This is a genomic window from Acidocella sp. MX-AZ03 (genome assembly GCF_027626035.1).
GTDB classification, from domain to species: domain Bacteria; phylum Pseudomonadota; class Alphaproteobacteria; order Acetobacterales; family Acetobacteraceae; genus Acidocella; species Acidocella facilis.
The window spans coordinates 1,121,956-1,144,473 of sequence record NZ_CP110774.1 but is presented as its reverse complement, the minus strand read 5'-3'; the positions used below and the strand labels follow the sequence as shown (position 1 = coordinate 1,144,473).

Here is a 22,518-nt window from a genome sequence, read left to right as displayed (position 1 = left end):
CCCCACCAAACCCGAATTTATTTAAAAAAGCGCTTTGCCTAAAGATTAGCACAGCTTAATCGAACAACGCTACACTTCGTAGCTTAAAGCCGAGCAGGCGGGAATCCTCGCCGCCAAATTCTTCTGGTCGTCCGGGCGAAGAGACGCTGAAAGTCAGATTGAGTTTTCCGGCGTCAATGTCAGAAGGCTCAAGAGGAATATTTAGTATCTGTATGTCGCCCGTAGAGATTTTGAACTCCGCTCTTGTTGTGCCAGCGATCCCAATCGAAAGCGTCTGATGTTCATGGTTGGGATGTAGCCAACAATTACCTGAGACGCGTAGACGTTTCATCTTTTGAATTGTTGGCACTGGAAGTGTGACCGCTCCCTGGTACGCATTGGTCCACACCCCGTCGCTTTCAAGGTGCGACCAACCGTGCTCAAGAGTCAGCCGGGTGATTTCGTTTGAGCGTATGTTGAATGTATAAAGCGGGATGCGCCCTTGTTCATCAAACACATCGAGCAAATCTATTGGTTCGCGCGCAATCACGGGAACAGAGTGTCCAAATAGACCGGAACAGTGTAGTAATTCGCGCATCCTATCCCCCGTCTGTTCTACTGGCGCGATCCAAGCAGAGGACGCTGTTGACGCAATAAATTCAATCTGCAGTTCTTTCGGGATAGTGCGTATCAATGAAAAATTTTCCGAATTTAGTTCAGGATTATAAAATCCAACCAAGCAGATAGCGCAAGGATTGGTGCGCCAAAGTTGTTCCAGATTGTGCCAAAAGCGGCTTTCTTCAACAGCCCACGCAGCATCCACGAATAATACACCGAGAGATGCTGAAGTAAGCGCTTCCAGAATTTGCAACCAACGGTTAGATTGACCAACGTCGACCACTTGCGCGCGGGTACGAAGCCGTTGCTTGTAAGTCGATGCTGAAGTGATGTCCATTTTTCGTTGGTTGCAATATGCTCACGGCCTTCAGTATCCAATACGATAAAAGTTTCTCCCTCACAAATCATAGTGTTAAGTAGTAGAAACTGATTGTCAGGTACCGTGCCAATCCATGCAATATCTCGTGGGCGGCGCTCAGAAGGATGTTGGATCAAGTAGCCGGACAGCAGAAGATCGCTGCTACAAGAACCATCCATAAGTTTAGATGCGCCGTCACGAAACGAAAACATGCATCACTCCTTAAAATGTTAAGCTATCACTTTTGAGGGTGTTGGCTCTGACTTGAGCTTCAATCCAAGCATAGGTTTTCGTCAGGCCTTCACGTAGCGGTTGAGAGGGGGCCCAAGAAAGCTTTTCGCGAATCAGTCGATTGTCGGAGTTGCGACCGCGCACACCTGTGGGGCCGGGAATATGATTTTTATCGATACGTTTTCCGGCAATGTCGGCGACAATATCAACAAGCTGATTGATGCTAACCATCTCTTCGGAGCCGATGTTCACGGGCCAGAAAATGACGATCGTAGAAGGCGCGTCGTAGCTTCGAGGCATTCTTCAACATACAGAAATGAGCGCGTCTGTTCGCCATCACCCCAAATCTCGATAGCATCTCCGCTTTTGGCGCGTGCAATCTTTCTGCAAATGGCTGCAGGGGCTTTTTCTTTGCCGCCGTCCCATGTGCCAAGTGGACCAAAAATGTTGTGATAACGTGCGACGTGCGTCTTCATGCCATGATTACGACGAAATGAGAGATAGACACGTTCGCTGAAGAGCTTTTCCCAACCATATTCACTGTCTGGAGCCGCTGGATAAGCGCTGTCTTCCGAGCACTTCGGGTTTAGCGGGTCTTCTTGGTTATAAGCGGGGTACATACAAGCCGAAGACGAATAAAAAACGTTCTTGATCGTCCGCTTGTAGCATGCGTCGATCATATTGAGATTTATTGTCGCGGAGTTGTGCATCACGTCGGCGTCGTGCTCGCCCGTGAATATGTAGCCGGCACCGCCCATATCTGCCGCTAGTTGATAGACCTCATCAAAGCGCCGATCCACAACAGCCCGGCAAATAGCTTGGTCGCGTAGGTCACCAATCATAAAGTCGTCTGCGTCAGTGTCGCAGTAGGGAGGGAGTTTTAGATCAACTCCACGAACCCAGAAGCCTTCGCGCTTCAGGCGTGACACTAGGTGATTGCCAATAAATCCACCCGCTCCGCAGACAAGTGCTGTTTTCATCTAAGGGTTCCTTTTGTTTTGATCTGTTAACACTAAATTCACCGCAAAAAACTTTATTGCGAGAGAAAGTACTTTTTCGATATAAAATTACACCGTTATGGAATGTTCCGCGAACTTAGCTTCGACATTAAAAGTTACGGTGTGTCAATTAGGACATATAATCTTTCTAAGCGAGACAACAGGCCGATGAGGCGATTGATTTGAGAAGTTCCGGATAAACGTATAGGGCGTAAGACCTGATGTTTGTCCCGGGTGTGGTGGCTCGCCCTCTTGGTCACGCGGATCGAGGGTTACTCATGGTATTGAGCATTTCCTCACAATGAGGAGGACGAGCCGTGGAGCATTATAGCGAAGCTTACGTCGGATTGGATGTATCAAAGTGGTTGGATGCCCCTTTGCTATGCGGTCGATGACATTGGCGAGATGGGCTTCCGGGTCGAGGCCGTTGAGTTTTGCGGCCTTGAGGACGGTGTAGATGATGGCGGCGCGCTCACCGTCGACCTCAGGGCCGAGGAACAGGAAATTTTTACGAGTGGTGGCGATGGTGCGCAGGGCGCGCTCGGCCTAGTTGTTGTCGATATTGATACGGCCGTTTGTGGTGCCGAGACACAGGCTCTCCCAGCGGCCGAGCGCATAGCGCAGTGCCTTGACGAGGCTACTCTTCGCGGAGAGCCTGGCGTTTAGTTCCTTGAGGTAGCGCCGGAGCTCCTCCAAGAGCGGCGGCGCCTGCGCCTGCCGAGCTAAAGCACGCTGCTCAGCACTTTGGCCGCTTATCTCCGGTTCCAGTGCGTAAAACCCTATAAGGCAGGGATCGGCCGACGATTACTATAGAGCGGCTTTCGTAATCATTTTATTCTCTGAGGAAGGGGCGTTGCAAAAGCTGAGAGTGAGTCATTGAAATGAAATTTCTTTTTTCCCTACTGGTTGACGCTTTTGAAACAAGACGTATCCAGGGCATTCTAATGTCGGGCGCGCAAGTCGTTCAAAAAAATCGGAGTTGCCTGTATTGTATTGAACAGATCGGCTGTGTTAATTTTTTTTCAAGTTAGCAGTTGTTGTTCTTTTTTTGGTTGGCGGGGAATAAAGTTGGATATTGTTAACCACTCTGTGGACGTGTCAAATTTTAACCGCCCAAGCGTGATTCCTGTGATTCTTTGCGGCGGCTCCGGTACGCGGCTCTGGCCGGTTTCGCGCAAGAGCTTTCCTAAGCAATTCTGGCCGCTGCTCTCCGAAACCCCGATGCTGGCCGAAACCGCCCTGCGCGGCACGGGCGCTGGTTTCGCCGCCCCGATCGTCGTTGCCAATCAGGAGCATCGCTTCATCGTCGCCGAACAGCTGCGCGATGCCGGGGTGAAGGCGCCGCGCATCCTGCTGGAGCCGGTGGGCCGCAACTCTGCTCCGGCCATCGCCGCCGCCGCCCTGCTCGCCGCCGAGACCGACCCGCATGTCGTGCTCTGGATCATGGCCGCTGATGCCGCCATTCAGGATGAGCCGGCCCTGCATGAGGCGCTGGCGAAAGCCGCCGCCGCGGCCCGCGCCGGCTATATCGTCACCTTCGGCATGCAGCCGACGGCAGCCGAGACCGGCTATGGCTATATCGCCCAGGGCGAGGCGTTGCCCAACCTCTCCGGCGTGCACAAGCTGGCCCGTTTCGTGGAAAAACCCGACGCCACCCGCGCCGCGCAGATGCTGGCCGAAGGCGGTTATCTCTGGAATTCCGGCATGTTTATCTTCCGGGCCGATATCATGATCGAGGAACTGCAAGCCCTCGCCCCTGAGGTGCTCGCAGCCGCCCGCGCCGCCACCGCCGCACGCCACGCGGACCTGGATTTCATCCGGCTGGATGAAGCGAGCTTCGCCACCGCCCGGACATTTCCATCGACTATGCGATTGCCGAGAAGACTCATAAGGCCGCTGTCGTCCCCGCCGCGATCGGCTGGTCGGATGTCGGCTCCTGGTCGGCTCTGGCCGAGATCGCGCCGAAGGATTCCGCCGGCAATTTCGCCCAGGGCGATGTGGTGCTGGAAAATGCCGAGAATTGCTACGCCCGCTCCGAGGGCATGCTCACCGCTTTGCTGGGGTGCAGGACCTCGTCGTCGTCACCACCCAGGATGCGGTGCTGGTAGCGCATAAATCCGAGGCACAGAACGTCAAGAAAATCGTCGACAAGCTGAAAGCCCAGAAGCGGCCGGAGGCGGAGGCGCAATATCGCAGCTACCGCCCCTGGGGGTTTTATGAAAGCTTGATCCAGGGCGAGCGCTTCCAGGTGAAGCGCATCGTCGTCTGGCCCGGCCGCCGGCTCTCGCTGCAGAAACATTTCCATCGCGCCGAGCATTGGGTGGTCGTCGCTGGCTGTGCCTTGGTGACGCGTGACACCGAGGAGCTGTTGATCCAGGAGAATGAGAGCATCTATCTGCCGCTCGGCTGTGTCCACCGGTTGGATAACCCGGGAAAGATCCCGCTGACCCTGATCGAGGTCCAGTCAGGCTCTTATCTCGGCGAGGATGATATTGTTAGAATCGAGGACCATTACGGGCGGAGCTGAAGATCAGTATCTTGCTCATTCAAAAAGTTATGTTTTTACATGATTGCGCCGCCGCTAAGGCAGCAGCAGTCCGACGTTTCCCGCAAGTAAGATCACCAGTTATTGAAACTCTCAGGGCCTTCTCTCCTGCGCCAAATCCTGCTGAAACTTTATCGCCGCATCCCTTTGCCGAGCCTGCCGGTAATACCCATTCACCACCCCCTCGCTAACCCCGAGCACCACGGCCGCCAGCCCCGGATTCGTCGGGTCCACCGCCGCCAGTGAGCTCGCCAGCGCATGCCGTGCCGTATGAGGCCCAAATGCGTGGCCGAACTCCTTCTCTGACTGGCGAAACAGCATCGTCTCAACGCTTTGATAATGCAGCGGTCCGCCATTCCCGTTGCCCCAGAGATGGTCGTACTTCGCCTCGTCAAGCAACAGCGGCCGGATCTCCGCCAGATACCGGTCCATATAAGACGTTAGCTGGGGCGGCAGGTTATATTCCAGGGCCCGCTTGTTCTTCACGATGCTGCTGTCCAGCCGCACCTGGTACCCGCCCTCGCGCGGCAGCAAGTTGGTACCCAATCTCATCTGCGCGAGCGAGCCGAGTCGTGGCGCCAAACAGGCCAGGATCGCGATGATCATCCCGTTGCGGTAATCCTGACAGATCTGCATCTTCCGATGCGCACTCGCCGGCCATTGCGCCATCGGCGGGGCGTCCATCAGCCTCAGCCCCAGTCAAACAGCTGGCGCGAGGTGGGGATGAATGGCTTTTCCTTGATCTCGTCCGGCAACAGCGTGTCGAGGGGGATGTCGCCCGGGCGGGTGATCCAGTCGAAATCCGCTTTCGGCACCATGATGCGCAGCGCCGTGCGCAGATGAAACAGCCGTGTCTTAATCGTCCGGTTTTTGTTCTCGCGTTGGCGGAGCGCTTCGAAATAGGCTGCCACACTCTCCGGCGTCACCCGCTCGGCGGGGCCAGGGGCGTCGATCTCTTTGCCCACCATCGCCAGGAACCAGCCATAGCCATTCGCTGCGCGCTCGATGGACTTTGGCCGCAATGTTTGGGCAAGGCGCTTTCCGCGCTGCAGCCCGGTTTGCGGCGCGATACCCGCCAGCCACAAGGCGCGATCGGCCGGCGGCCAATCTTCGAGATCAATAACCTGGCGAGGCTGCCTGCCGTTCATGCCCGCTTCCTCCGCATAGTGCCGCCACTTCGGTGAAATGCGCCCAACGCCAGGATTCGCGTCGATTCGCGCTCCTCAAGCAGCACCTGGTTGGCATGGCGGGCGGCGGCCTCTTGCTCCAGCCCAAGATAGAAGCGCCGAGTAGTCTCCGGGTTCTTGTGGCCGAGCAGCTGGGAGACAATCTCATAGGCGCCGGGATGTCTCTGCAAATAGCGCACGGCCGCAAAATGCCGGACGAGATGCATATTGAACGCGGCCCCGATCTCCGACTCGACCCGGCGGGAAAACTCAGCCGCAAACTCCGCCTCGTCACGATGGCTGTCGCCAATGCCGGGGAAGAGGAACGGGTTGCCTGGCTTCGCCAGCAACGGCCGATATATGCGCAAATAGAGCTCAATCAGCCGCGCGCTTCGTTCATCGATCGGCCAGGTCACGGTCTGGCCGTTTTTCACCTCCCGGCCGGGGATAAAGATATCGGTGATCGGCCCGGCACGGACAGGGCGTACCAGATGCTGGTCGATACGCAGCTTGATCAGATTCGCCCGCCGGACCGGCGCGAAAAGCAGGATCTCGAGCGCCACCGCGAACATCATCTGCACCGCCTCGGAGCGGCTGGGCGCGCTCTGGTCCTTGGGTTGCCAATAGCGCGGCAGATGCAGCAACTGCCCGCGTGTGGGCTCGGCCAGCAAGGCGCGCAGGCGCGTGCGGTTTTGCTCGCTCATTCCCTCTTGCTGCTCCGGCCGCACGAAACTGACAATGCCGGAGAGATCATCAACCTCTTCAGCCGGCAGGGCCACGACATATTTGGCGACCTGCCGGAGCATCTCGCCGATGCCGACCAGATTGGTGCTGCGCAGATCATCCTCGCGCACCTCGTCCTGCCGGCCTTTCAGCTTGTCCCGCAGCCGTTCCCGGTGGAAATTCATGATGGCCATGGGGCGGTCGGCCGGCGTAACCAGATCGGCCAGGCTTTGCAGTGTCTCGATCGGCAAGCCGGACTGCACCAACGCTGTGGCGGCGAGCTTGATCTGATCGCGCCGGGTTTGCACGGTGCGCGGCTTCAAGGCGCGCGGCACGGCGCGTGGGGAAGGGGGCTTGGGGCCGCTCTTCTCCGCGGCTTTCGCTTGCGCAACCATCGCCGCGAAGGGGCTCCCTCCTTTAAACAGATTGGTCGGCCCGTCGGCCAGGCGCTGGAGATAAAGCTCCGCTTCGTCGCGAAAAGGCTGCGGGAAGTGGTCCCAGGAGATGCCGTAATGGTCGCGCATGCCGGTGCGCGTCAGCGCCGCCTGCGGCCAGCCGGGCACCTCCGCGCGGGCAAACGCCCAGTTTCCGGCGGTTCGGCGGGCCATGCCGCCAGCATCCTTGTGGAGAATCCGGGTTCGGCACCAGCTCTGGAAAGCGTCCAGATGCGTGGGCCGCACCTCGTCTGGGATGATATTTTCCAGTGTGAGGAAGCGCAGGAACAGCACCAGGCCGCGCTGGCGCTCCGAGGTTGGCAGCGCCTTATATAATGACTCCCATTCCGGGCTCAGCCGGTTGCGCCGGTGCCCAGCATCAGCATGGCGGCCGAGCCGGATCAGAATATAGCGCAAGCTTGAGACAGCGTTGCGGTGAGTATCGTCGCTCAGGCCAAAGCTGCGCGGCGGGCGGGCCCAAAGGCAATTATTGAGCGCTTCGCACTGCCAGGGGCAAGGCCACGACGCTTGTCAGAGCAGACCGTCTGGATATGCTCGGCATGGCGGATGGCGGTGGCCAGCGCTACCCGGCGGGCCTGGGTCTGGTCGGTCCAGCTTGCGACCTCCTCCAGCAGCTCAGTTGCCGAGCTAAGGGAGGCGGCTGGCATGGCCTCCTGTTTTTGCTCGATTTTTGTCGTTTCCTCAGGCATCTCCATCTCTTCCTTCTCAAAGCGGCAAGCCGCGGCAAACAGCGGCAAATCGTTCAACCCTTCGCCGTTCGACCTATCAGATTGAGTGTGATGACTTTGCATTTTGGCCTCTAAGATACTGTTATGGTTGAAATGTCCGGGAGCACCCGGCATAGGGCGGGGCCTGCTCACGAAGCGCTTTCGGGGAGCGCCGGCGCATTGCCCAGGCGCTGGATTTCCGAGAACGGAATCAGGCGTGCGTGGCCGATCCGGATGGCCCGCAAATGGCCTTGCGCGACCCAATAGCGAATGGTCCGCGGCGAGCGGCCAAAGATGCGTGCAGCCTCGGCATAGGTCAGGTATTGCGCGGCAGGCATAGCCGCCGGCATGGCGGTGATCGTTGAATCGTCAGGCTTTTCGCTGGGCATTTTCAAACTCCGATGAACCGTCGGAGGCTAGGAAAGTTTGGTCGCCGCGTAACTGAAAGCGATCGGAGCGGGCCCCAGAGAAAAAAAATCAGGTGTGGCGTGGATGCGGAAGAATAAAAATAATCTTTTAAAATCAGATAATTATATTGAATTTCTGGCTGCGTTTTGCTATAAAAATAGTGCAGATCCCCTTCATTGCTGGTTTTCGCCATTGCCCGGCCGATTTTGATCGCCGGCGCAACTGTTCGGATCTGCCATCCGGCGACATCAGCATATTCAGGAACATAATCATGAACGAACCGACCCACTCGGCCGATCTGGCCGGGCATGTTTACGCGGAGGCCCAGCGCGACTACAGCGCGGTGCGCCTGCAGACCCAGCATTTCGCGCTCGCCCTCAGGCGCACGCGGGAAATTGCCGAGCTTTTGATCCAACACCAGGTCATTAACCGTCCTGATCCCATTCAATGGGACAGCATGGTGGAAGATGTGATGACGATGACAGCCTCCATCGAGCAGCTGGAACTGCACGCCAAGACGCTGTTTGCGGCGGTCGAGCGCGTCGTGCCGCCGCCTTCCTCATCACTTCCCGCCTAGCCTTTCGCCCCGTCCGCTTCAGCGGCCGGGGCGTTTGGCGTTTCGGTGAGGAGCTTAACTCAATCCTGGAAATGCCCATCAATACCCGGTTGAACCCGACCATCAGCCCCCACTGCCAATGGGGGGCTGCGTTTGCCGCGCCGTCTCCGCGCCTTGGCGCCCAAGGCTATGTTCATCGGCGGCGGGCATCCCTCGATGCGGGCGCCGCTTAAGACCACGGGAACGTCATCCGGCTGGCGCTGCCGTGCCGCTGGCCTCAGCCTGGTGCCCGGAGGCATCTGATGATGCGACGAGCGCATCAAGGAGCAAGTTTAGTCGATCTCTACCGTCATTCTCCTGGGGCGCCCCAGCAGCTCGGCTGCTGAGGGCGCCTTTTCCATGACGATATCCGCCCATACCTGAAACAGCGCCCGCCGCTCATCCAGATATTCCTCTCGATCATACGCCCGGGCGACCTCGCCCGGCGGCAGGTGAGCCAGCATCAGCTCGATCACATGCGAATCGGCGCGGTTGCGTTTCTTCATGATGGACGAGAAGCAGCTCCTGAGCCCATGGGCCGTCTGCCGCCCCGTATAGCCGGCGCGCTCCAGGAGCAGGTTCAGCGCGTTCTCGCTGATCGGCCCGCGGCCCCGCTGGAAAGCCGGCACCAGCATGCCGGTTTCGTGCGTGATCGGTTTTAGTTCCCGCAGCAGTTCAACCGCCTGGCGCGAAAGCGGGACGAGGTGAGGCGGCTGCTTCTCGACCTCCTTGCCCTTCATGCGGTGGCCCGGGATCACCCAGAGCGGCGCCGGCCCATCCAGATCACGGATCTCATCCCACCGGCCGAACCTGATCTCGCTCTGCCTGAGCGCAGTCAGCAGAGTGAGCCGAAAGGCGGCCTTGATGATCCGATGGCCGCTTGTCGCCTCGACCTTTTGGACCATCTGCAGCACCTCAGCACGCTGGACCAGCGCGGCCCGGTGTGTGGCCTTGGGGATGGGCGTCATGACGGCTGTCATGGCCTCTGCCGGATTCCGATCCACATCTCCCCGAGATTGCGCCAGGCGGAAAATATTCCGGATGCGCTGGCGTAAATCGTGCGCGTGATCGTTCACGCCGCGGGCCTGGACGCGAAGCAGAAAATCCGCGACCTGGTTCGGCGTGATATCGGCCAGCGCGAGATGTCCGAACTCTGGGTTCAATTCCCTCTCCACGCTCTTTTTCACGCGCTCAAAATGCGCCGGCTTCCATTGGGTGCGCTGGCGCGCCAGCCAAGCATCAGCCGCGTCCCTGAAAAGGACCGGCTGCTGGACCTCTTCGGCGAGCATGGGGGCGCCGGCGCGGGCCCTCAAGCGGATCAGGTCACGCAGCCGCCTCGCCTCGATGAGGCGGATGGTGGGATAGTCGCCCAGGGTCAGCGTGGTGTCCTTCCCGCCCGTCCTCAGCTTGTATTTCCATGTCTTGAGCCCGGTCGGGCTGACGAGCAGGTATAACCCCAAATTGTCAAAGAGTTTTACCGGCTTATCGGTTGATTTAGCTGATTTTATCTTTGCGTCCGTTAGAGCCATTTCCGTGTTCTAACACCTGGTCCGTGGCTGGGGTTTCGTAACCCCATTTTAACCCCACTGACTTCTGAAACACAATGAACCAGGATGAACCGAAAAAAACCGATATGACCCAATGGTTCATAAATATTGGCGGCTTTCCTGGGGTTTTGACACAAAAAAACCCGCCGAAGCGGGGTGTTTTTGACCGGATTTTGATGAAGTGGCTCCCGAAGTAGGACTCGAACCTACGACCGAGCGATTAACAGTCGCTTGCTCTACCAACTGAGCTATTCGGGACCGGTGGGCGGCTCTATAAACAACGCCCCGGAGGCTGGCAAGTGCCCTTGGCAAATAAATGACAGCTTTCTCCTCAACGCCCTGTAAGCGCTTGTTCAGCTTAAAAAACAGCTGCTTCGCGGGCAGGGGCGGCCCGGCCAGTTGATTTCGCCGCTGGCCTCACTTACAGAAGGCGCAGCCAGGCGGGTGTGGTGGAACTGGTAGACGCGCCGGACTCAAAATCCGGTTCCAGCAATGGAGTGTCGGTTCGATTCCGACCACCCGCACCAGGCTTCCCAACCCCTCTTTCATCGGCCCGCACCGCGCTTCAGCCGGCGTCAAAACCGGCCGCAAAAAAGCGGCGCGGGGCATTGCGCAAAATCGCGAATCATCCGTCGGATTGCCGCAAAAATCTCGATCGCCGCCGCCTGTGCCGCTCATCTGGACAAGGCGCCACGGTTCCTGGAAGCTCACACGGGCTGAAACCAGGCGCCGGGGCGATGAATGACACGTGATGAGATCTACCGGCACATAGCCTTCGTCCTGCGCTGCTCAGCTGCGGCCGCGCTGGCTTATCTGGCGGCCCGTGGCGTCGGGCTGCCGCATCCGGTCTGGGCGACGATGAGCGGCATCATCGTCTCCCAGGAAAAACTCAACGATACCAGCCGCGCCGCGCTTTGGCGGCTCACCGGCACGCTCGTCGGCGTCGTCTCGGCGGTGATTATCGGCGGGGCGCTGGTCGCCTTTGCCGCGCCGGTGCCGTTGCAACTGGCCGGGGCCGTTTGTTTCTGCGCCGTGCTGGTGCGGCTCTGGCCGAATTTGCGGGTTTCGATGTGGACGGCGCCGATCGTGCTGCTCACCGTCGATCCCGGCGATACGATTCTCCAGACCGGCATCTGGCGGGGCAGCGAGGTGCTGCTGGGCGGGCTCATCGGCATCGCCTTCCACGCCTTGGCGGAACGCGCCATCACCTGGCTGGACGCGCACGAGGCCAGACCGACCCAGGGCTGAGCAATAAGCGGGGCGGTGTTGCTGCATTGCAACTTGTCGCGGGGGCAGGGACACTCATTTAGCGTCAAGAACAATCCGCTGGGGAGTGGTGATCATGTCGGAAAAGCTGCGCTTTGAAACCTATAAGGCGCCGGCCGGTGGCTGGGGGCGGCGAAAGCCACCGCCAAGGTGTTGCTGGAACAGAGCGTGGTGGTGAAAGGCAGCCAGGCGCTGCTGAAGATGAACCATCCGGACGGGTTCAAATGCCCGAGCTGCGCCTGGCCGAATCCGGACCGCGAGAAGAAGCTGGAATTCTGCGAGAACGGCGCCAAGGCGCTGGCCGTTGAAGCCACCCGCAAGCGCGTCACCCGCGACTTCTTCGCCCAGTACAGCGTCACCGAGCTGATGGCGCAGTCCGATTACTGGCTGGAGGAGCAAGGCCGCCTGACCGAGCCGATGCGCTATGATGCCGCCACCGACCATTATGTGCCGGTGTCCTGGGACGATGCCTATCGGCTGATCGCCAGCGAGCTGAACGCCCTCGCCAGCCCCGATGAGGCGGAATTCTACACCTCCGGCCGTACCTCCAACGAAGCCGCCTTCCTTTATTCGGTGTTCGTGCGCGAATTCGGCACCAATAATTTCCCCGATTGCTCGAATATGTGCCACGAGCCGACCAGCCGCGGCCTGCCAATGTCGATCGGCATCGGCAAGGGCACCGTGGTGATCGGCGATTTCGCCAAGGCCGAGGCGATTTTCATCATCGGCCAGAATACCGGCACCAACAGCCCGCGCATGATGACCGAGCTGGTGCATGCCAGGAAGCGCAACGTGCCGATCGTGGCGGTGAACCCGATGCCCGAGCGCGCTCTGATCCGCTTCACCGAGCCGCAGGACATGGTGGAGATGGCCACCTTCCAGTCCACCCCGATCTCCAGCGAATTCGTGCATATCAAGATCGGCGGCGACGTGGCGCTGCTCAAGGGCATCATGAAGGTGCTGTTCGAGCGCGACGCGGCCGGGGAAAAGGTGCTGGATGAGGAGTTCATCCGCGACCATACCCATGGCTTCGCGGCGCTGAAGGCGGATATCGAGGCCACCAACTGGGCGGATATCGTCGCGGTCTCCGGCATCGAGGAAGCGCAGATCCGGCGTTGCGCGGATGTCTATATCGCCTCCAACGCCACCATCATCTGCTTCGGCATGGGCGTCACCCAGCACCAGCAGGGCGCGCGGGTGATCCAGCAGATCGCCAATCTATTGATGCTGCGCGGGAATTTCGGCAAGCCCGGAGCTGGCATCTGCCCGGTGCGCGGCCATTCCAACGTGCAGGGGGACCGCACGGTCGGCATCGATGAGAAGCCGACCCCAGCCTATCTGGACAAGTTGCAGGAAGTATTCGGCTTCGCCCCGCCGCGTGAGCATGGCCATCATGTGGTCGAGAGCGTGAAGGCGATGATCGAGGGCAGCGCCAAGGTGTTCATCGGCATGGGCGGGAATTTCATCCACGCCATCCCGGACACGTTCGCCGCCTATGAGGCGATGCGCCGGCTGAACCTCACCGTCGGCATCGCCACCAAGCTCAATCGAGGCCATCTGGTGCATGGCAAGCAGGCCTTGATCCTGCCCGTCATCGCCCGCTCCGAGATCGACAACCAGGCCAGCGGCCCGCAATTCGTCACCATCGAGGATGCGATGTCCAACATCACCGCCTCGCGCGGGGTGCTGGAGCCGGCGAGCGCGGATCTGCGCTCGGAGATCGAGATCGTCTGCCGCATGGCGATGGCGACGCTGCCCAACAGCGTGGTGCCCTGGGCAGATTATATCGCGGATTATAACCTCATCCGCGACCGCATCGCGGATGTGTATCCGGATCTGTTCGCCGGGTTCAATCAGCGGATCAAGGCGCCGGGCGGCTTCCACCTCAACAACCCGCCGCGCGCCCGGCAATGGAAGACCGACACCGGCAAGGCGAATTTCCTGATCATCGAAGGGCTGGATGAGGATAAGCCGATTGGCGGCGCGGAGATGTTCCGCCTTTCCACCGTGCGTTCGCACGACCAGTACAACACCACCATCTACTCCAACTCGGACCGGTATCGCGGAGTCTATGACGGGCGGATGGTGCTGTTCATGAATGAGGCGGATATGCGCGATTACGGCATCGCGCCGCAGGCCATTGTGGGCCTGGAGACGATCGCGGATGACGGGGTGGAGCGCCGGGTGATGGGGCTGACCGTATATCCCTACCAGATGCCGCGCGGCAGCTTGGCCGGCTATTACCCGGAGCTGAACCCGCTGCTGCCGATTGGGCATCACGACGAGATCTCCGGCACGCCGGCGGCCAAGTCGATCCCGGTAAGGATTGTAAAGTCGTAAAAGTTTTTGGTGCCGCTTTTTTCAAAAAGCGGCAAAAAATGCTGGGGCGGTGGCGACCGCGTTGCCCCCCCCCAGCCTTTTCAAAGCCAAAAATTTTTAATTATATCGCAAAGCCTTATGCTGCGTTCACGGATGCGCCGGAGCCAGCCGCGCCAGCAGGCTCAGCGCCGCACCCAGCACAAACCCGACCAGCGTGCCATTCACGCGGATATATTGCAGGTCCTTGCCCACCCGCAGCTCCAGCTTCTCGGTGATGGTCTTCGCATCCCAGGCGCCGACGACATGGCCGATGAATTTCGCCCCTTCCGCCTGGGCGCTCGGCAGCAGCCGCAGCACGCCGCCGCGCAGCGCCTCGTTCAGCCGCGCCTGGGTGGCTTCGTCACGCCCCAGCACCTCGGCCAGATTGACCAGAGCCGCCTCGATCACCGCCACCGAGCGCCCATGCGGGTTGGCGGCATCCAGCTCCAGCGCCCGGCGCATCCGCGCCCAGACATCCCAGACCCAGGCCTGCACCGTCTCATGCGTCATCACCCCGCGCAGCGCCTGGCCGAGCTCGGCGGCGCGGGCCGGGTCGGTCTCCAGCTTGGCGATTTCGGCGCGTGCCCATTCATCGAAGGCGTCGCGGATCTCGGAACTGTCCGGGCTGATCTTGTCCAGCTCGCTATTCACCGCCGAGAGCACGCGCTTGGCGATGCCCGCCCCCACCGCCCAGCCGACAAATTTGCCGCCATGCTCGGCGACGCGCTCCTTGATCGCCTCGCGTAGATTTTCCTCCCGCGCCGCCAGCATCTCCTTCACCTGGGCCAGGATGAAGCTGAACATCTCCTGGTGCTTGCCGCCTTCCACCAGCCCGGCCAGGGCGCGCGCCACCACCACCCGGCGGCGCGCCCGCCGACCAGCTTGGGCAACAGCCGGTTGAGCAGGCGCCTGGCCCGGCCATCCTCGATGCTCGCCAGCAGCTTGGGCAGCATCCCGGCCAGCGCCTCGGCCAGCGGCCTTGAAGCAGCCGGGTCGGCCAGGAAGCGGCGCAGAATGGCGGCACCATCCAGCTCCGCCAGCAACCGGCGCATATCGGCCTCGGTGAACACATGGTTGGCGACGAAGCGCCCCAGCGCATCGCCCAGGCGCTGCTTCTGCGCCGGCAGAATCGCGGTATGCGGGATTGGCAGCCCCAGAGGGTGGCGGAACAAAGCGGTGACGGCGAACCAGTCCGCCACCCCGCCGATGAAGCCGGCCTTGGCGGCGTCGCGCAGCAGCTCGGTCCAGCCGGAGGGGGGAGCCAGTAGCTGCCGAGGGCCAGGGCGGCCATCAGCACCAGCAGCGAGGAGGCGAAGGCTTTGTGGCGACGAAGCGCTGTGCGCAGGGGGGCGTCAGGGTCTTGCGGCATGGCCATGCGGAAATAGATGGCCCAGCTGCGCCCGCAAGTACACAGGGCGGCTAATTGCTGCCCTCTCCCGGCAGGCCGGGCAGGCCCTCTCCGCCTTGCGGGACATAGCCCGGATCGCTCGGCTGTGCCTTCATGCCGGTCAGCGGGTTCACCTGCACATTGTCGCGGTAGCAGCCCTGGCCATCATTCACCCCGCCGACGGAGTTGCACTGATCCTGCGCATTGAGCGCCAGGCCGGAGCTGGGGTCGATCTGCACGCCATTGCGCCGGCAATCCGTATAGGAGCCGATGCCCCCCACCGCCTGACAGGACGGGTCGCGATCCGCCCCGACAATGCCGCTACTCTGCGCCAAAGCCGGACCCGCCAGCAGCCCGAGACAGATGGCGAAACAGAGATGCCGTCCGACCATGAATATCCCCCTCATACAGCTTCCTCACGATGGCCAAGCCCGGCGCGCGCCGCAACCATGACCCGCACGGTTTTTATTGCATTTTAAAGGATCTGGGGCGTATCGTCGGACTTGAGGATCAGTCCGGCGCAATCGCCGGGCGGCGTCAGTCTCTGTCCGAAAAAGCGGTCTGTGAATATCGCGTGCCATCGCAAGATGGAGGGTCAAGGCAATGAATATAAAAGATTATCTTCACAACTCCCAAGGCCCCGGCGGGCATTTTCCGCACGGGCTCAGCCGCGCCCCGTCGCAAGGCGCGGTGCTGCCGATGGTGCTGGGCGTGGTCTGCGTCGCCGCGGTGCTGGGCGTGTTGTGGCTGGCCTATAATTTCGGCTGACACAGCGGATAATCGGCTGTTTCAAAAGTCGCTATAGTGAGTCGCCAAGCGGGGTTTTGTGAGCATCGGAGCGGAACGTACTTAAAGTACGTGAGCACCGGAGCACGGCAAATCGCCGCTTGGCGGCCGCCAGAGTGGCGTTTCAAACAGCCATGTGTGATTGCCCATCATCCCCCGCATAGCATGATGCGGGCATGGGTTTTTTGTCTGAAGCCGTGCCGCAACGTCATGTGCCGCTCGATGTCCTCCCTGGGATCAGCCGGATCGTCGCGGATAATCCCGGCATCATGACCTATCACGGTACCAACTCCTATCTGGTGGAAACGCCGGAGGGGCTGGTTGTGATCGATCCTGGGCCGGACGATGCGGCGCATATCGGCGATCTCATCACCGCCATCGGGGCGCGCAAGCTCGGGCTGATCCTGCTCACCCATACCCATGGCGACCATTATGCCGGCCTGCCCGCCCTGGCCGCCCAGACCGGCGCCAAGGTGGCGGCCTTCCACCAGCCGATGCGCGCGGACTTCAACCCGGATCTGCCCCTGCGGGATGGCGACAAGCTGCAGGGCTTCACCGCCCTGCACACACCCGGTCACGCGGCGGACCATCTCTGCTTCGCCTGGCGCGGGCAGGGGGAGAAAAAATCCTGTTCAGCGGCGATCATGTGATGTCATGGTCCTCCTCCATCGTCAGCCCGCCGGATGGCGACATGGCGGATTATTATCGCGGGCTGGAGCGGCTGCTGGGGCGCGACGATGACCTCTTCCTGCCCGGCCACGGCCCGCTGCTGCGCGACCCCAGGGGGCTGACGGCGGAGCTGCTCGGCCACCGGCAACGGCGCGAGCGCAGCATTCTGGAGGCGTTGAAGCGGCAGGATTGGAGTGTCGCCGCCCTCGCGGCCGATCTCTACGCCAAGGCCGACCCGTTCCTGAAGGCGGCGGCGCAGCGTAATGTGCTGGCGCATCTGCTGAAGCTCTCAAAGGAAGGGCTGGTGCATGAGCTGACGCCGGCGGCTGGCTTGCATGCGGATAATCTGATGATGCTGGAAAAAGCCGCCAACAGCCCCGCCTGGCGCCAGCGGATCGAGCGGATGGCGGAGGATTCCAAGCGCCGCTTCGCCCTCGCGGCGGCGTAAACTCAGAGGCTGTTTCAAAGGTCACTATGGTGAGTCGTCAAGCGGTGATTTGCGAGCACCGGAGCGGAGCGTACTTAAGGTACGTGAGCACCGGAGCGCAGCAAATCGCCGCTTGGCGGCCGCCAGAGTGGCTTTTCAAACAGTCTCTCAGCCTGCCGCCGTGGCCAGCATCTCCGCAAGGTCCAAGGCGGTCAGCGGGCAGGCGAAGAAATAGCCCTGCCCGTGCGAAACGCCCAGCGCCTGCATGCGCCGCATCTGCGCCGCCGTCTCGATCCCTTCGGCGACGACATCCTGGCCGTGGCGCTTGGCGCTGCCGGTCATCGCGCGGATGAACATGGTGGCGTCGGCGCCCTCATCGGTGACCACGGAGCGGTCAAGCTTGATCGCGCTGAGGGGCGCGTCGAGCAGCGCCTCCAGGCAGGCCATGCCGGGTATCGCATCGTCGAGCGCCAGCAGATAGCCATGCGCCCGCAAGTCCGCGATGCTGGCCAGGGCGGCGGGCGGGTCGCGCACCGGTTGCGTCTCGGTCAATTCAAACCGCAGCGCCGTGGCCGCCAGCCCATATTTCGCCTGCACGGCGCGGATCCGTTCGATCAGGCCGGGAAAAACCAGAACATTCAGCGGCAGGTTGAAGGCCAGCTCCAGTCCCCGCCGGCGCAAGCCATGCGCGACATATTCGCCCAGCGCCCGGTCCATGATCGCAAGAGTAAGGTGCAACGCCGCGTCCGGGCAGGACATCATCTCCACAATCGCCTGCGGCCCCAGCAGCTGGCCATCCGCCGTCTGGCTGCGGGCGAGAACTTCGGCATGGCAAACCGCCCCATCGCGCAAGCGGAAAATGGGCTGGTAGCGCAGACGCAACGTGTCGGCGAGGGCAATGCCGGCCGCCTTCGGATGCATGTCTAAATTACCGAGAGTTGTTCAAAAATAACACTCGGCGGTTCTAACAGACTTAAATCCCCCGTGCGAGGGAAATTTCACTCTTTTTTCAATTGGATGGCTTTTTCACCGGAGTCGCGGAGCGGCGCAGCCGGTGCTCACCGAGGAAGAGCAGGATGGGCGCGGCGATGAAGATCGAGGACGAAGTGCCGACCACGATGCCGAACAGCATGATCCAGGCAAAGCCGGACAGGGCGGCGCCACCGAACAAGGCCAGCGGCAGGGCGGCGAGGAACACGGTGCCCGAGGTGCCCAGGGTCCGGTTCAGCGTCTCGTTGATCGAGAGATCGATCAGATCCCGCAGCCCCATGGTTTTATATTTGCGCAGATTCTCCCGCATCCGGTCATAGACCACCACCTTGTCATTGGTGGAGTAGCCGATGATGGTCAGGATCGCGGCGATGGTCACCAGGTCGAACGGGATGCGGGTGATCACCATGAAGCCGATGGTCTTGGTCGTATCCAGGATCAGCGTGACCACCGCGCCAACCGCGAACTGCCATTCAAAGCGGAACCAGATATAGATCAGGATCATCACGAAGGAGAGGCCCAGAGCCTCAAGCCCCTGGGTGAAAAGCTGGTCCGAGACCGAGGCGCCGACCGCCTGGGTGGATTGGATTTTCGAACCGGGGGCGGCCTTGTCCAGCGCCTGCTGCACCTCGCCGATGGCGGTCTGGGTGGCGCCGGCATTGGCCCGGCTCTCCAGGCTGATCAGCACCTGATCGCCCTGATTGCCGACCGATTGCAGCGCCGCATCGCTGAGCCCGGCCCCGGCGAGGGCGCCGCGCAGGGCCGCGAAATCGGCCTTTTGCGGGGTCTGCACCTGCAGCACCACGCCGCCCTTGAAATCCAGACCCATATTCAGGCCCGGATGGAAGAACAGCACGACCGAGGCCAGAGACAGCACCGCCGAGGTGATCAAGCCGGCGAAGCGGCCATTCATGAAGCGGATCTTGGTCCCGTCCGGGACGAAGCGGAAAGCCGGTTTGGTGAACATGATCGCTGGTCCTAGACGGGCAGGGCGGCGGGACGGCGGGCGGCATACCAGCGCGAGGTAATCAGCCGCACCACGACCGTGGCGGTGAACATGGTGGTGATGATGCCGGCACAGATGGTCACGGCGAAGCCGCGCACCGGCGGCGAGCCGAAGATGAACAAGGTCACGTGCGCCAGCAGCGTGGTGACGTTGGAATCGATGATGGTGCCGTAAGCGCGCTTATAGCCCGCCTCAAGTGCTGCCAGCGGCTTGCGCCCGCCCTTCACCTCTTCACGCACGCGCTCATTGATCAGGATATTGGCATCCACCGCCATGCCGAGTGTGAGCAAAATACCGGCCATGCCGGGCAGGGTCAGGGTGGCGCCCATTACCGAGAGGATGGCCAGCATCAGCACCAGATTGACCACCAGCGCGATATTCGCGAACCAGCCGAACAGCCCGTAGAACAGCGCCATGAAGAACAGCACCAGCAGGAAGCCGACGCCAAGCGAGATCGCCCCGGCGCGGATCGCATCCGCGCCCAGCTCCGGCCCCACGCTCTGCTCTTCGACGATGTTCAGCGGTGCGGGCAGCGCGCCGGCGCGCAGCAGCAGCGCCAGATCGGTGGCGGACTGGGCGGTGAAATTGCCGGAAATCTGACCCGAGCCACCGGTGATCGGCTCGCGGATCACCGGCGCCTCGATGATCTTGCCGTCCAGCACGATGGCAAACAATTTGCCGACATTGGCGGTGGTGGTATCCGCGAATTCCCGCGCGCCGACGGCATTGAGGGTGAAATTCACCACCCATTGCCCGGTCTGCGGATCGGTGCTGGCCTGGGCGTTCTGCAGATCTGCGCCATCGACGGCGACATTGCTCAGCACCGCCAGCTTCTGCTGCGGATTATCGGACATTGGCAGCCACTCATCGCCCAGCGGTGCGGGCTGACCCGGCGTGGCGTTGGCATCGACCATCTGGAAGGTCATATGCGCGGTGGTGCCGATCAGCGTCTTCACCCGCTCCGGGTCCGAGATGCCGGGCAGCTGCACGACGATCTGGCTGTCCCCCTGGCGCTGGATCTGCGGGTTGAGCACGCCCGAGCCGTCGATACGGCGCTGGATGATGGTAATGGCCTGCTGCACCGCCTGGGTGTCGCGGGCTTTCTGCGCCTGGGCGGGGATGGAGAGGGCGATGCTGCCATCCGGCTGCTGCGCCACGGCCAGGCTCGGCGTCGGCGAATTCGGCAGATAGGTGATCAGCCCCTGCAGCGCTTTCAGCGCCTGCGGCCCCTGGCCCGCCAGCGGGGTCAGCAGCACCTGATGGCTGGCGGCGTCCGCGTGCAGATCCTTATAGCCGAGATTATCCTTCACCAGCGTCTGCCGGGCCTCGCCGACCAGCTGGCCGAGATCCTGTTTCTGGATCGCATCCGTATCCAGCTGCAGCAGCAGATAGGAGCCGCCCTTCAGATCGAGCCCGAGATGCACCTGGTTCCAGGGCAGGAAAGCGGGCAGAAACCCCGGCCGCGCCCAGAGATTGGGCAGGCTGAGCAACACCCCGAGGGCGACGACAAGCAGGATACCGAAAGTCTTCGCACGGCTGAAATAAAGCAACACGGGCTCCGAAAAATGCCAAACCGCTTGCCGTATGGCGGGCAGAGCGTTGCGCGCAACCCCGGAGCGGAATAGAGCGCTTAAGATATGAGCGAGCGATTGCAGGTGGGCTTGATCGGGGCGGGTCATTTTGGCCGCTACCATGCTTTGAAACTGGCGGGGGCAACGCGCGCCCGGCTCGTCGGGCTGGCGGACCCCAACCCCGCCCGCGCCAAGGAGGTGGCCTGGGAAGCGGGCTGTCCGGTGAAATCGGTCGAGGAAATTCTGGCCGAGGCGGATGCGGTGATCATCGCCGCCCCGGCCGAGTATCATTACGAGCACGCCGCCCGGGCCTTGCGCGCGGGCAAGCATGTGCTGGTGGAAAAACCCATCGCCGCGACGCTGGCGCAGGCCGATGAGCTGATCGCTTTGGCCGCGCAGGCGGGCCGGGTGCTGCAGGTCGGGCATCTGGAGCGCTTCTCCGCGGCACATGGCGCGCTCTCCTCACGCATGGGCCGCCCGCTCTATATCGAGGCGGTGCGCATCGCGCCCTTCAAGCCGCGCGGCACGGATGTCTCGGTGATCCTGGATCTGATGATCCATGATCTCGATCTGATCCTGACTTTGGCCGACTCGGAGGTGGTGAGCGTGGACGCGGTGGGCGCGCCGGTGGCCAGCACGTTTGATGACATCGCCAATGCCCGCATCCGCTTCGCCTCGGGCGCGGTGGCGACGATCACCGCCAGCCGGATCTCGCTGAAGACCGAGCGCAAGATGCGCATCTTCTCCCAGACCGGCTATCTGACCGTGGATTTCTCGGCCCGGAAATTGACCCTGGTGGGGCGGGGGATTGGCGTGAAAGTGCCGGGCTTTCCGGAATTCGGCATCGAACAGGCGGGCTGGCAGGACCATGACGCGCTCTCGGCCGAACATGAGGCGTTTTTCGCCGCCTGCCTGGATGGGGCGCCGGTGGTGGTGGACGGGCTGGCGGGCAAGCACGCTCTGGCGGCGGCGCTGATGGTGAGTGCGTCCATCGCTGAAAGCCGGGCCATGGCCGAGGCCAGCGGGCTGATCCCGACTCTGAGTTTATAAAAGTTTTTTGGTGCCGCTTTTTTACAAAAAAGCGGCGAAAACGTTCGGGGCGTTGGCAACGCCCTACAAAACCCCAAACGCTTTGCAGCCCTTTTTGAAAAAAGGGCCGCCCCCAAAAACTTTTGCCCCCTACTTCATTCTCGATTTCAGCGTCACCCGCTCACCATCCACGCTGAACGCGCCATAGCCGTGGTGGTGCAGCATCGGCGCCTCCCGTAAGGCCGGATTCACCCAGCCCTTCACGCATTCCAGCACGAACATGTCATAAGCCTTCACCATCGTGCGGTCGCGCAGCCGGCATTCCAGGTTCACAATCGCCTCCCCAATCAACGGCGCCGCGACCCGGGCCGCGGGCAGGGGGTGAGGTCGAAATTGCCGAATTTATCCGTATCATCCCCGGTGCAATTCCCAACCCCGGTGACGATGCGCGCCAGCCCCGCCGGCGGCACCGCGATCACCGCCTCGCCCTGGGTGAGCAATGCCGCGTAGCTGTGATTGGCCCGCGCCACCACGCAGCCGATCAGCGCCGGCTCGAATCCCAGCACCATATGCCAGGACATCGCCATCACATTCGGCTTTCGCCCCGGCATCTGCGTGGTCAGCAGCACCACCGGGCCGGGTTCAATGAATTGATAAGCGTCCGAGAGCGGCAGATCTTGCATCATGGCCGCAACGCAT

Annotated in this window: 24 protein-coding genes, 2 tRNA genes and 2 pseudogenes; 9 read left to right on the top strand and 19 right to left on the bottom strand. The window is 61.3% G+C overall.

Annotated elements, in window-relative coordinates; translation table 11 throughout:
• Positions 1-55 precede the first annotated feature (55 nt).
• From GT370_RS06415 to GT370_RS21295, 4 genes are all read right to left on the bottom strand, one after another.
• Positions 56-934 (bottom strand): hypothetical protein, encoded by an 879-nt coding sequence (locus tag GT370_RS06415; RefSeq protein WP_270184084.1) that lies wholly within the window; start codon positions 932-934, stop codon positions 56-58.
• A gap of 243 nt (positions 935-1,177) precedes the next feature.
• Complete coding sequence (locus GT370_RS06410; RefSeq protein ID WP_270184083.1) at positions 1,178-1,438, bottom strand: hypothetical protein; 261 nt, start codon at positions 1,436-1,438, stop codon at positions 1,178-1,180.
• The gene (locus GT370_RS06405; RefSeq protein ID WP_270184082.1) at positions 1,435-2,166 is read right to left on the bottom strand and encodes an NAD-dependent epimerase/dehydratase family protein; all 732 of its coding nucleotides are present in this window, start codon (positions 2,164-2,166) and stop codon (positions 1,435-1,437) included. Before GT370_RS06405 ends, GT370_RS06410 begins: the two co-directional genes overlap by 4 nt.
• Before the next feature lie 564 nt (positions 2,167-2,730).
• The gene (locus GT370_RS21295; RefSeq protein WP_442865533.1) at positions 2,731-2,940 is read right to left on the bottom strand and encodes an IS66 family transposase; all 210 of its coding nucleotides are present in this window, start codon (positions 2,938-2,940) and stop codon (positions 2,731-2,733) included.
• Between the two features lie 372 nt (positions 2,941-3,312).
• Here GT370_RS21295 and GT370_RS06395 point away from each other — a divergent pair.
• A pseudogene (locus tag GT370_RS06395) lies at positions 3,313-4,711 on the top strand (mannose-1-phosphate guanylyltransferase/mannose-6-phosphate isomerase).
• A 111-nt stretch (positions 4,712-4,822) separates the two neighbouring features.
• On the opposite strand, the gene GT370_RS06390 reads toward GT370_RS06395, so the two are convergent.
• The 5 genes from GT370_RS06390 to GT370_RS06370 are packed head-to-tail and all read right to left on the bottom strand — an operon-like array spanning position 4,823 to position 8,169.
• On the bottom strand, positions 4,823-5,413 hold the full coding sequence (locus GT370_RS06390) for a hypothetical protein (RefSeq protein ID WP_270184080.1): 591 nt from the start codon (positions 5,411-5,413) through the stop codon (positions 4,823-4,825).
• Positions 5,414-5,418: 5 nt separating this feature from the next.
• Positions 5,419-5,877 (bottom strand): hypothetical protein, encoded by a 459-nt coding sequence (locus GT370_RS06385; RefSeq protein WP_270184079.1) that lies wholly within the window; start codon positions 5,875-5,877, stop codon positions 5,419-5,421.
• Positions 5,874-7,469, bottom strand: coding sequence for a site-specific integrase (locus GT370_RS06380; protein ID WP_270184078.1), 1,596 nt, complete (start codon positions 7,467-7,469; stop codon positions 5,874-5,876). Before GT370_RS06380 ends, GT370_RS06385 begins: the two co-directional genes overlap by 4 nt.
• A gap of 32 nt (positions 7,470-7,501) precedes the next feature.
• The gene (locus GT370_RS06375; protein WP_270184077.1) at positions 7,502-7,915 is read right to left on the bottom strand and encodes a hypothetical protein; all 414 of its coding nucleotides are present in this window, start codon (positions 7,913-7,915) and stop codon (positions 7,502-7,504) included.
• A 14-nt stretch (positions 7,916-7,929) separates the two neighbouring features.
• Positions 7,930-8,169 carry a helix-turn-helix domain-containing protein gene (locus GT370_RS06370; RefSeq protein WP_039884684.1) on the bottom strand — a complete coding sequence of 80 codons (240 nt, stop codon included), beginning with the start codon at positions 8,167-8,169 and terminating at the stop codon, positions 7,930-7,932.
• Positions 8,170-8,315: 146 nt separating this feature from the next.
• Between GT370_RS06370 and GT370_RS06365 the strand changes: the two genes are divergently transcribed.
• On the top strand, positions 8,316-8,765 hold the full coding sequence (locus GT370_RS06365) for a hypothetical protein (RefSeq protein ID WP_144052633.1): 450 nt from the start codon (positions 8,316-8,318) through the stop codon (positions 8,763-8,765).
• Positions 8,766-9,076: 311 nt separating this feature from the next.
• Here GT370_RS06365 and GT370_RS06360 read toward each other — a convergent pair whose 3' ends face one another.
• Both GT370_RS06360 and GT370_RS06355 read right to left on the bottom strand, forming a co-directional pair.
• Positions 9,077-10,312: a tyrosine-type recombinase/integrase gene (locus GT370_RS06360; RefSeq protein ID WP_083878430.1), complete on the bottom strand. Its 1,236-nt coding sequence runs from the start codon at positions 10,310-10,312 to the stop codon at positions 9,077-9,079.
• 200 nt (positions 10,313-10,512) lie between these two features.
• A tRNA-Asn gene (locus GT370_RS06355) sits at positions 10,513-10,588 on the bottom strand.
• 182 nt (positions 10,589-10,770) lie between these two features.
• On the opposite strand from GT370_RS06355, the gene GT370_RS06350 reads away from it, so the two are divergent.
• From GT370_RS06350 to GT370_RS06340, 3 genes and pseudogenes are all read left to right on the top strand, one after another.
• Positions 10,771-10,857: transfer RNA gene (locus GT370_RS06350), tRNA-Leu, on the top strand.
• 214 nt (positions 10,858-11,071) lie between these two features.
• Positions 11,072-11,578, top strand: coding sequence for an FUSC family protein (locus GT370_RS06345; RefSeq protein WP_008492625.1), 507 nt, complete (start codon positions 11,072-11,074; stop codon positions 11,576-11,578).
• Positions 11,579-11,672: 94 nt separating this feature from the next.
• Positions 11,673-13,936 (top strand): annotated as a pseudogene (locus GT370_RS06340) (FdhF/YdeP family oxidoreductase).
• A 126-nt stretch (positions 13,937-14,062) separates the two neighbouring features.
• On the opposite strand, the gene GT370_RS06335 reads toward GT370_RS06340, so the two are convergent.
• From GT370_RS06335 to GT370_RS06325, 3 genes are all read right to left on the bottom strand, one after another.
• Positions 14,063-14,809: a DUF445 domain-containing protein gene (locus GT370_RS06335; protein ID WP_270184076.1), complete on the bottom strand. Its 747-nt coding sequence runs from the start codon at positions 14,807-14,809 to the stop codon at positions 14,063-14,065.
• Positions 14,731-15,153 (bottom strand): DUF445 family protein, encoded by a 423-nt coding sequence (locus GT370_RS06330; protein WP_270184075.1) that lies wholly within the window; start codon positions 15,151-15,153, stop codon positions 14,731-14,733. Before GT370_RS06330 ends, GT370_RS06335 begins: the two co-directional genes overlap by 79 nt.
• A gap of 220 nt (positions 15,154-15,373) precedes the next feature.
• Positions 15,374-15,733 carry a hypothetical protein gene (locus GT370_RS06325; RefSeq protein ID WP_008492628.1) on the bottom strand — a complete coding sequence of 120 codons (360 nt, stop codon included), beginning with the start codon at positions 15,731-15,733 and terminating at the stop codon, positions 15,374-15,376.
• A 211-nt stretch (positions 15,734-15,944) separates the two neighbouring features.
• Between GT370_RS06325 and GT370_RS06320 the strand changes: the two genes are divergently transcribed.
• The 3 genes from GT370_RS06320 (at position 15,945) to GT370_RS06310 (ending at position 17,244) form a co-directional block, all read left to right on the top strand.
• Positions 15,945-16,109 (top strand): hypothetical protein, encoded by a 165-nt coding sequence (locus tag GT370_RS06320; RefSeq protein WP_168118379.1) that lies wholly within the window; start codon positions 15,945-15,947, stop codon positions 16,107-16,109.
• A 194-nt stretch (positions 16,110-16,303) separates the two neighbouring features.
• The gene (locus GT370_RS06315) at positions 16,304-16,777 is read left to right on the top strand and encodes an MBL fold metallo-hydrolase (protein ID WP_270184074.1); all 474 of its coding nucleotides are present in this window, start codon (positions 16,304-16,306) and stop codon (positions 16,775-16,777) included.
• Positions 16,777-17,244, top strand: a complete 468-nt coding sequence (locus GT370_RS06310) for a hypothetical protein (RefSeq protein WP_270184073.1) — start codon at positions 16,777-16,779, stop codon at positions 17,242-17,244. The genes GT370_RS06315 and GT370_RS06310 overlap by 1 nt, the downstream gene beginning before the upstream one ends.
• 147 nt (positions 17,245-17,391) lie before the next feature.
• Here GT370_RS06310 and GT370_RS06305 read toward each other — a convergent pair whose 3' ends face one another.
• From GT370_RS06305 to secD, 3 genes are all read right to left on the bottom strand, one after another.
• Positions 17,392-18,144 (bottom strand): EAL domain-containing protein, encoded by a 753-nt coding sequence (locus GT370_RS06305; RefSeq protein WP_008492630.1) that lies wholly within the window; start codon positions 18,142-18,144, stop codon positions 17,392-17,394.
• 88 nt (positions 18,145-18,232) lie between these two features.
• The gene (gene secF, locus GT370_RS06300; RefSeq protein WP_008492631.1) at positions 18,233-19,180 is read right to left on the bottom strand and encodes a protein translocase subunit SecF; all 948 of its coding nucleotides are present in this window, start codon (positions 19,178-19,180) and stop codon (positions 18,233-18,235) included.
• 11 nt (positions 19,181-19,191) lie between these two features.
• Positions 19,192-20,772, bottom strand: a complete 1,581-nt coding sequence (gene secD, locus GT370_RS06295) for a protein translocase subunit SecD (protein WP_008492633.1) — start codon at positions 20,770-20,772, stop codon at positions 19,192-19,194.
• 84 nt (positions 20,773-20,856) lie between these two features.
• Here secD and GT370_RS06290 point away from each other — a divergent pair, with 84 nt between their 5' ends.
• Positions 20,857-21,840, top strand: coding sequence for a Gfo/Idh/MocA family protein (locus GT370_RS06290; protein ID WP_008492634.1), 984 nt, complete (start codon positions 20,857-20,859; stop codon positions 21,838-21,840).
• A 129-nt stretch (positions 21,841-21,969) separates the two neighbouring features.
• Here the strand turns inward: GT370_RS06290 and GT370_RS06285 are convergent, their stop codons facing one another.
• Both GT370_RS06285 and GT370_RS06280 read right to left on the bottom strand, forming a co-directional pair.
• A complete protein-coding gene (locus GT370_RS06285) occupies positions 21,970-22,152 on the bottom strand; it encodes a flavin reductase (protein ID WP_270184072.1) in 183 nt (60 codons plus the stop codon).
• 14 nt (positions 22,153-22,166) lie between these two features.
• A complete protein-coding gene (locus GT370_RS06280) occupies positions 22,167-22,505 on the bottom strand; it encodes a flavin reductase family protein (RefSeq protein WP_270184071.1) in 339 nt (112 codons plus the stop codon).
• Positions 22,506-22,518 lie beyond the last annotated feature (13 nt).

What these genes read in the sequence shown, in the direction of transcription:
- GT370_RS06415 (WP_270184084.1), bottom strand. Translation starts at nt 934, where the DNA reads ATGGACATCACTTCAGCATCGACTTACAAGCAACGGCTTCGTACCCGC.
- GT370_RS06405 (WP_270184082.1), bottom strand. Translation starts at nt 2,166, where the DNA reads ATGAAAACAGCACTTGTCTGCGGAGCGGGTGGATTTATTGGCAATCAC.
- GT370_RS06390 (WP_270184080.1), bottom strand. Translation starts at nt 5,413, where the DNA reads ATGGACGCCCCGCCGATGGCGCAATGGCCGGCGAGTGCGCATCGGAAG.
- GT370_RS06385 (WP_270184079.1), bottom strand. Translation starts at nt 5,877, where the DNA reads ATGAACGGCAGGCAGCCTCGCCAGGTTATTGATCTCGAAGATTGGCCG.
- GT370_RS06375 (WP_270184077.1), bottom strand. Translation starts at nt 7,915, where the DNA reads ATGCCGGGTGCTCCCGGACATTTCAACCATAACAGTATCTTAGAGGCC.
- GT370_RS06370 (WP_039884684.1), bottom strand. Translation starts at nt 8,169, where the DNA reads ATGCCCAGCGAAAAGCCTGACGATTCAACGATCACCGCCATGCCGGCG.
- GT370_RS06360 (WP_083878430.1), bottom strand. Translation starts at nt 10,312, where the DNA reads ATGGCTCTAACGGACGCAAAGATAAAATCAGCTAAATCAACCGATAAG.
- GT370_RS06345 (WP_008492625.1), top strand. Translation starts at nt 11,072, where the DNA reads ATGACACGTGATGAGATCTACCGGCACATAGCCTTCGTCCTGCGCTGC.
- GT370_RS06325 (WP_008492628.1), bottom strand. Translation starts at nt 15,733, where the DNA reads ATGGTCGGACGGCATCTCTGTTTCGCCATCTGTCTCGGGCTGCTGGCG.
- GT370_RS06320 (WP_168118379.1), top strand. Translation starts at nt 15,945, where the DNA reads ATGAATATAAAAGATTATCTTCACAACTCCCAAGGCCCCGGCGGGCAT.
- GT370_RS06315 (WP_270184074.1), top strand. Translation starts at nt 16,304, where the DNA reads ATGGGTTTTTTGTCTGAAGCCGTGCCGCAACGTCATGTGCCGCTCGAT.
- GT370_RS06310 (WP_270184073.1), top strand. Translation starts at nt 16,777, where the DNA reads ATGTCATGGTCCTCCTCCATCGTCAGCCCGCCGGATGGCGACATGGCG.
- GT370_RS06305 (WP_008492630.1), bottom strand. Translation starts at nt 18,144, where the DNA reads ATGCATCCGAAGGCGGCCGGCATTGCCCTCGCCGACACGTTGCGTCTG.
- secF (WP_008492631.1), bottom strand. Translation starts at nt 19,180, where the DNA reads ATGTTCACCAAACCGGCTTTCCGCTTCGTCCCGGACGGGACCAAGATC.
- GT370_RS06290 (WP_008492634.1), top strand. Translation starts at nt 20,857, where the DNA reads ATGAGCGAGCGATTGCAGGTGGGCTTGATCGGGGCGGGTCATTTTGGC.
- GT370_RS06280 (WP_270184071.1), bottom strand. Translation starts at nt 22,505, where the DNA reads ATGATGCAAGATCTGCCGCTCTCGGACGCTTATCAATTCATTGAACCC.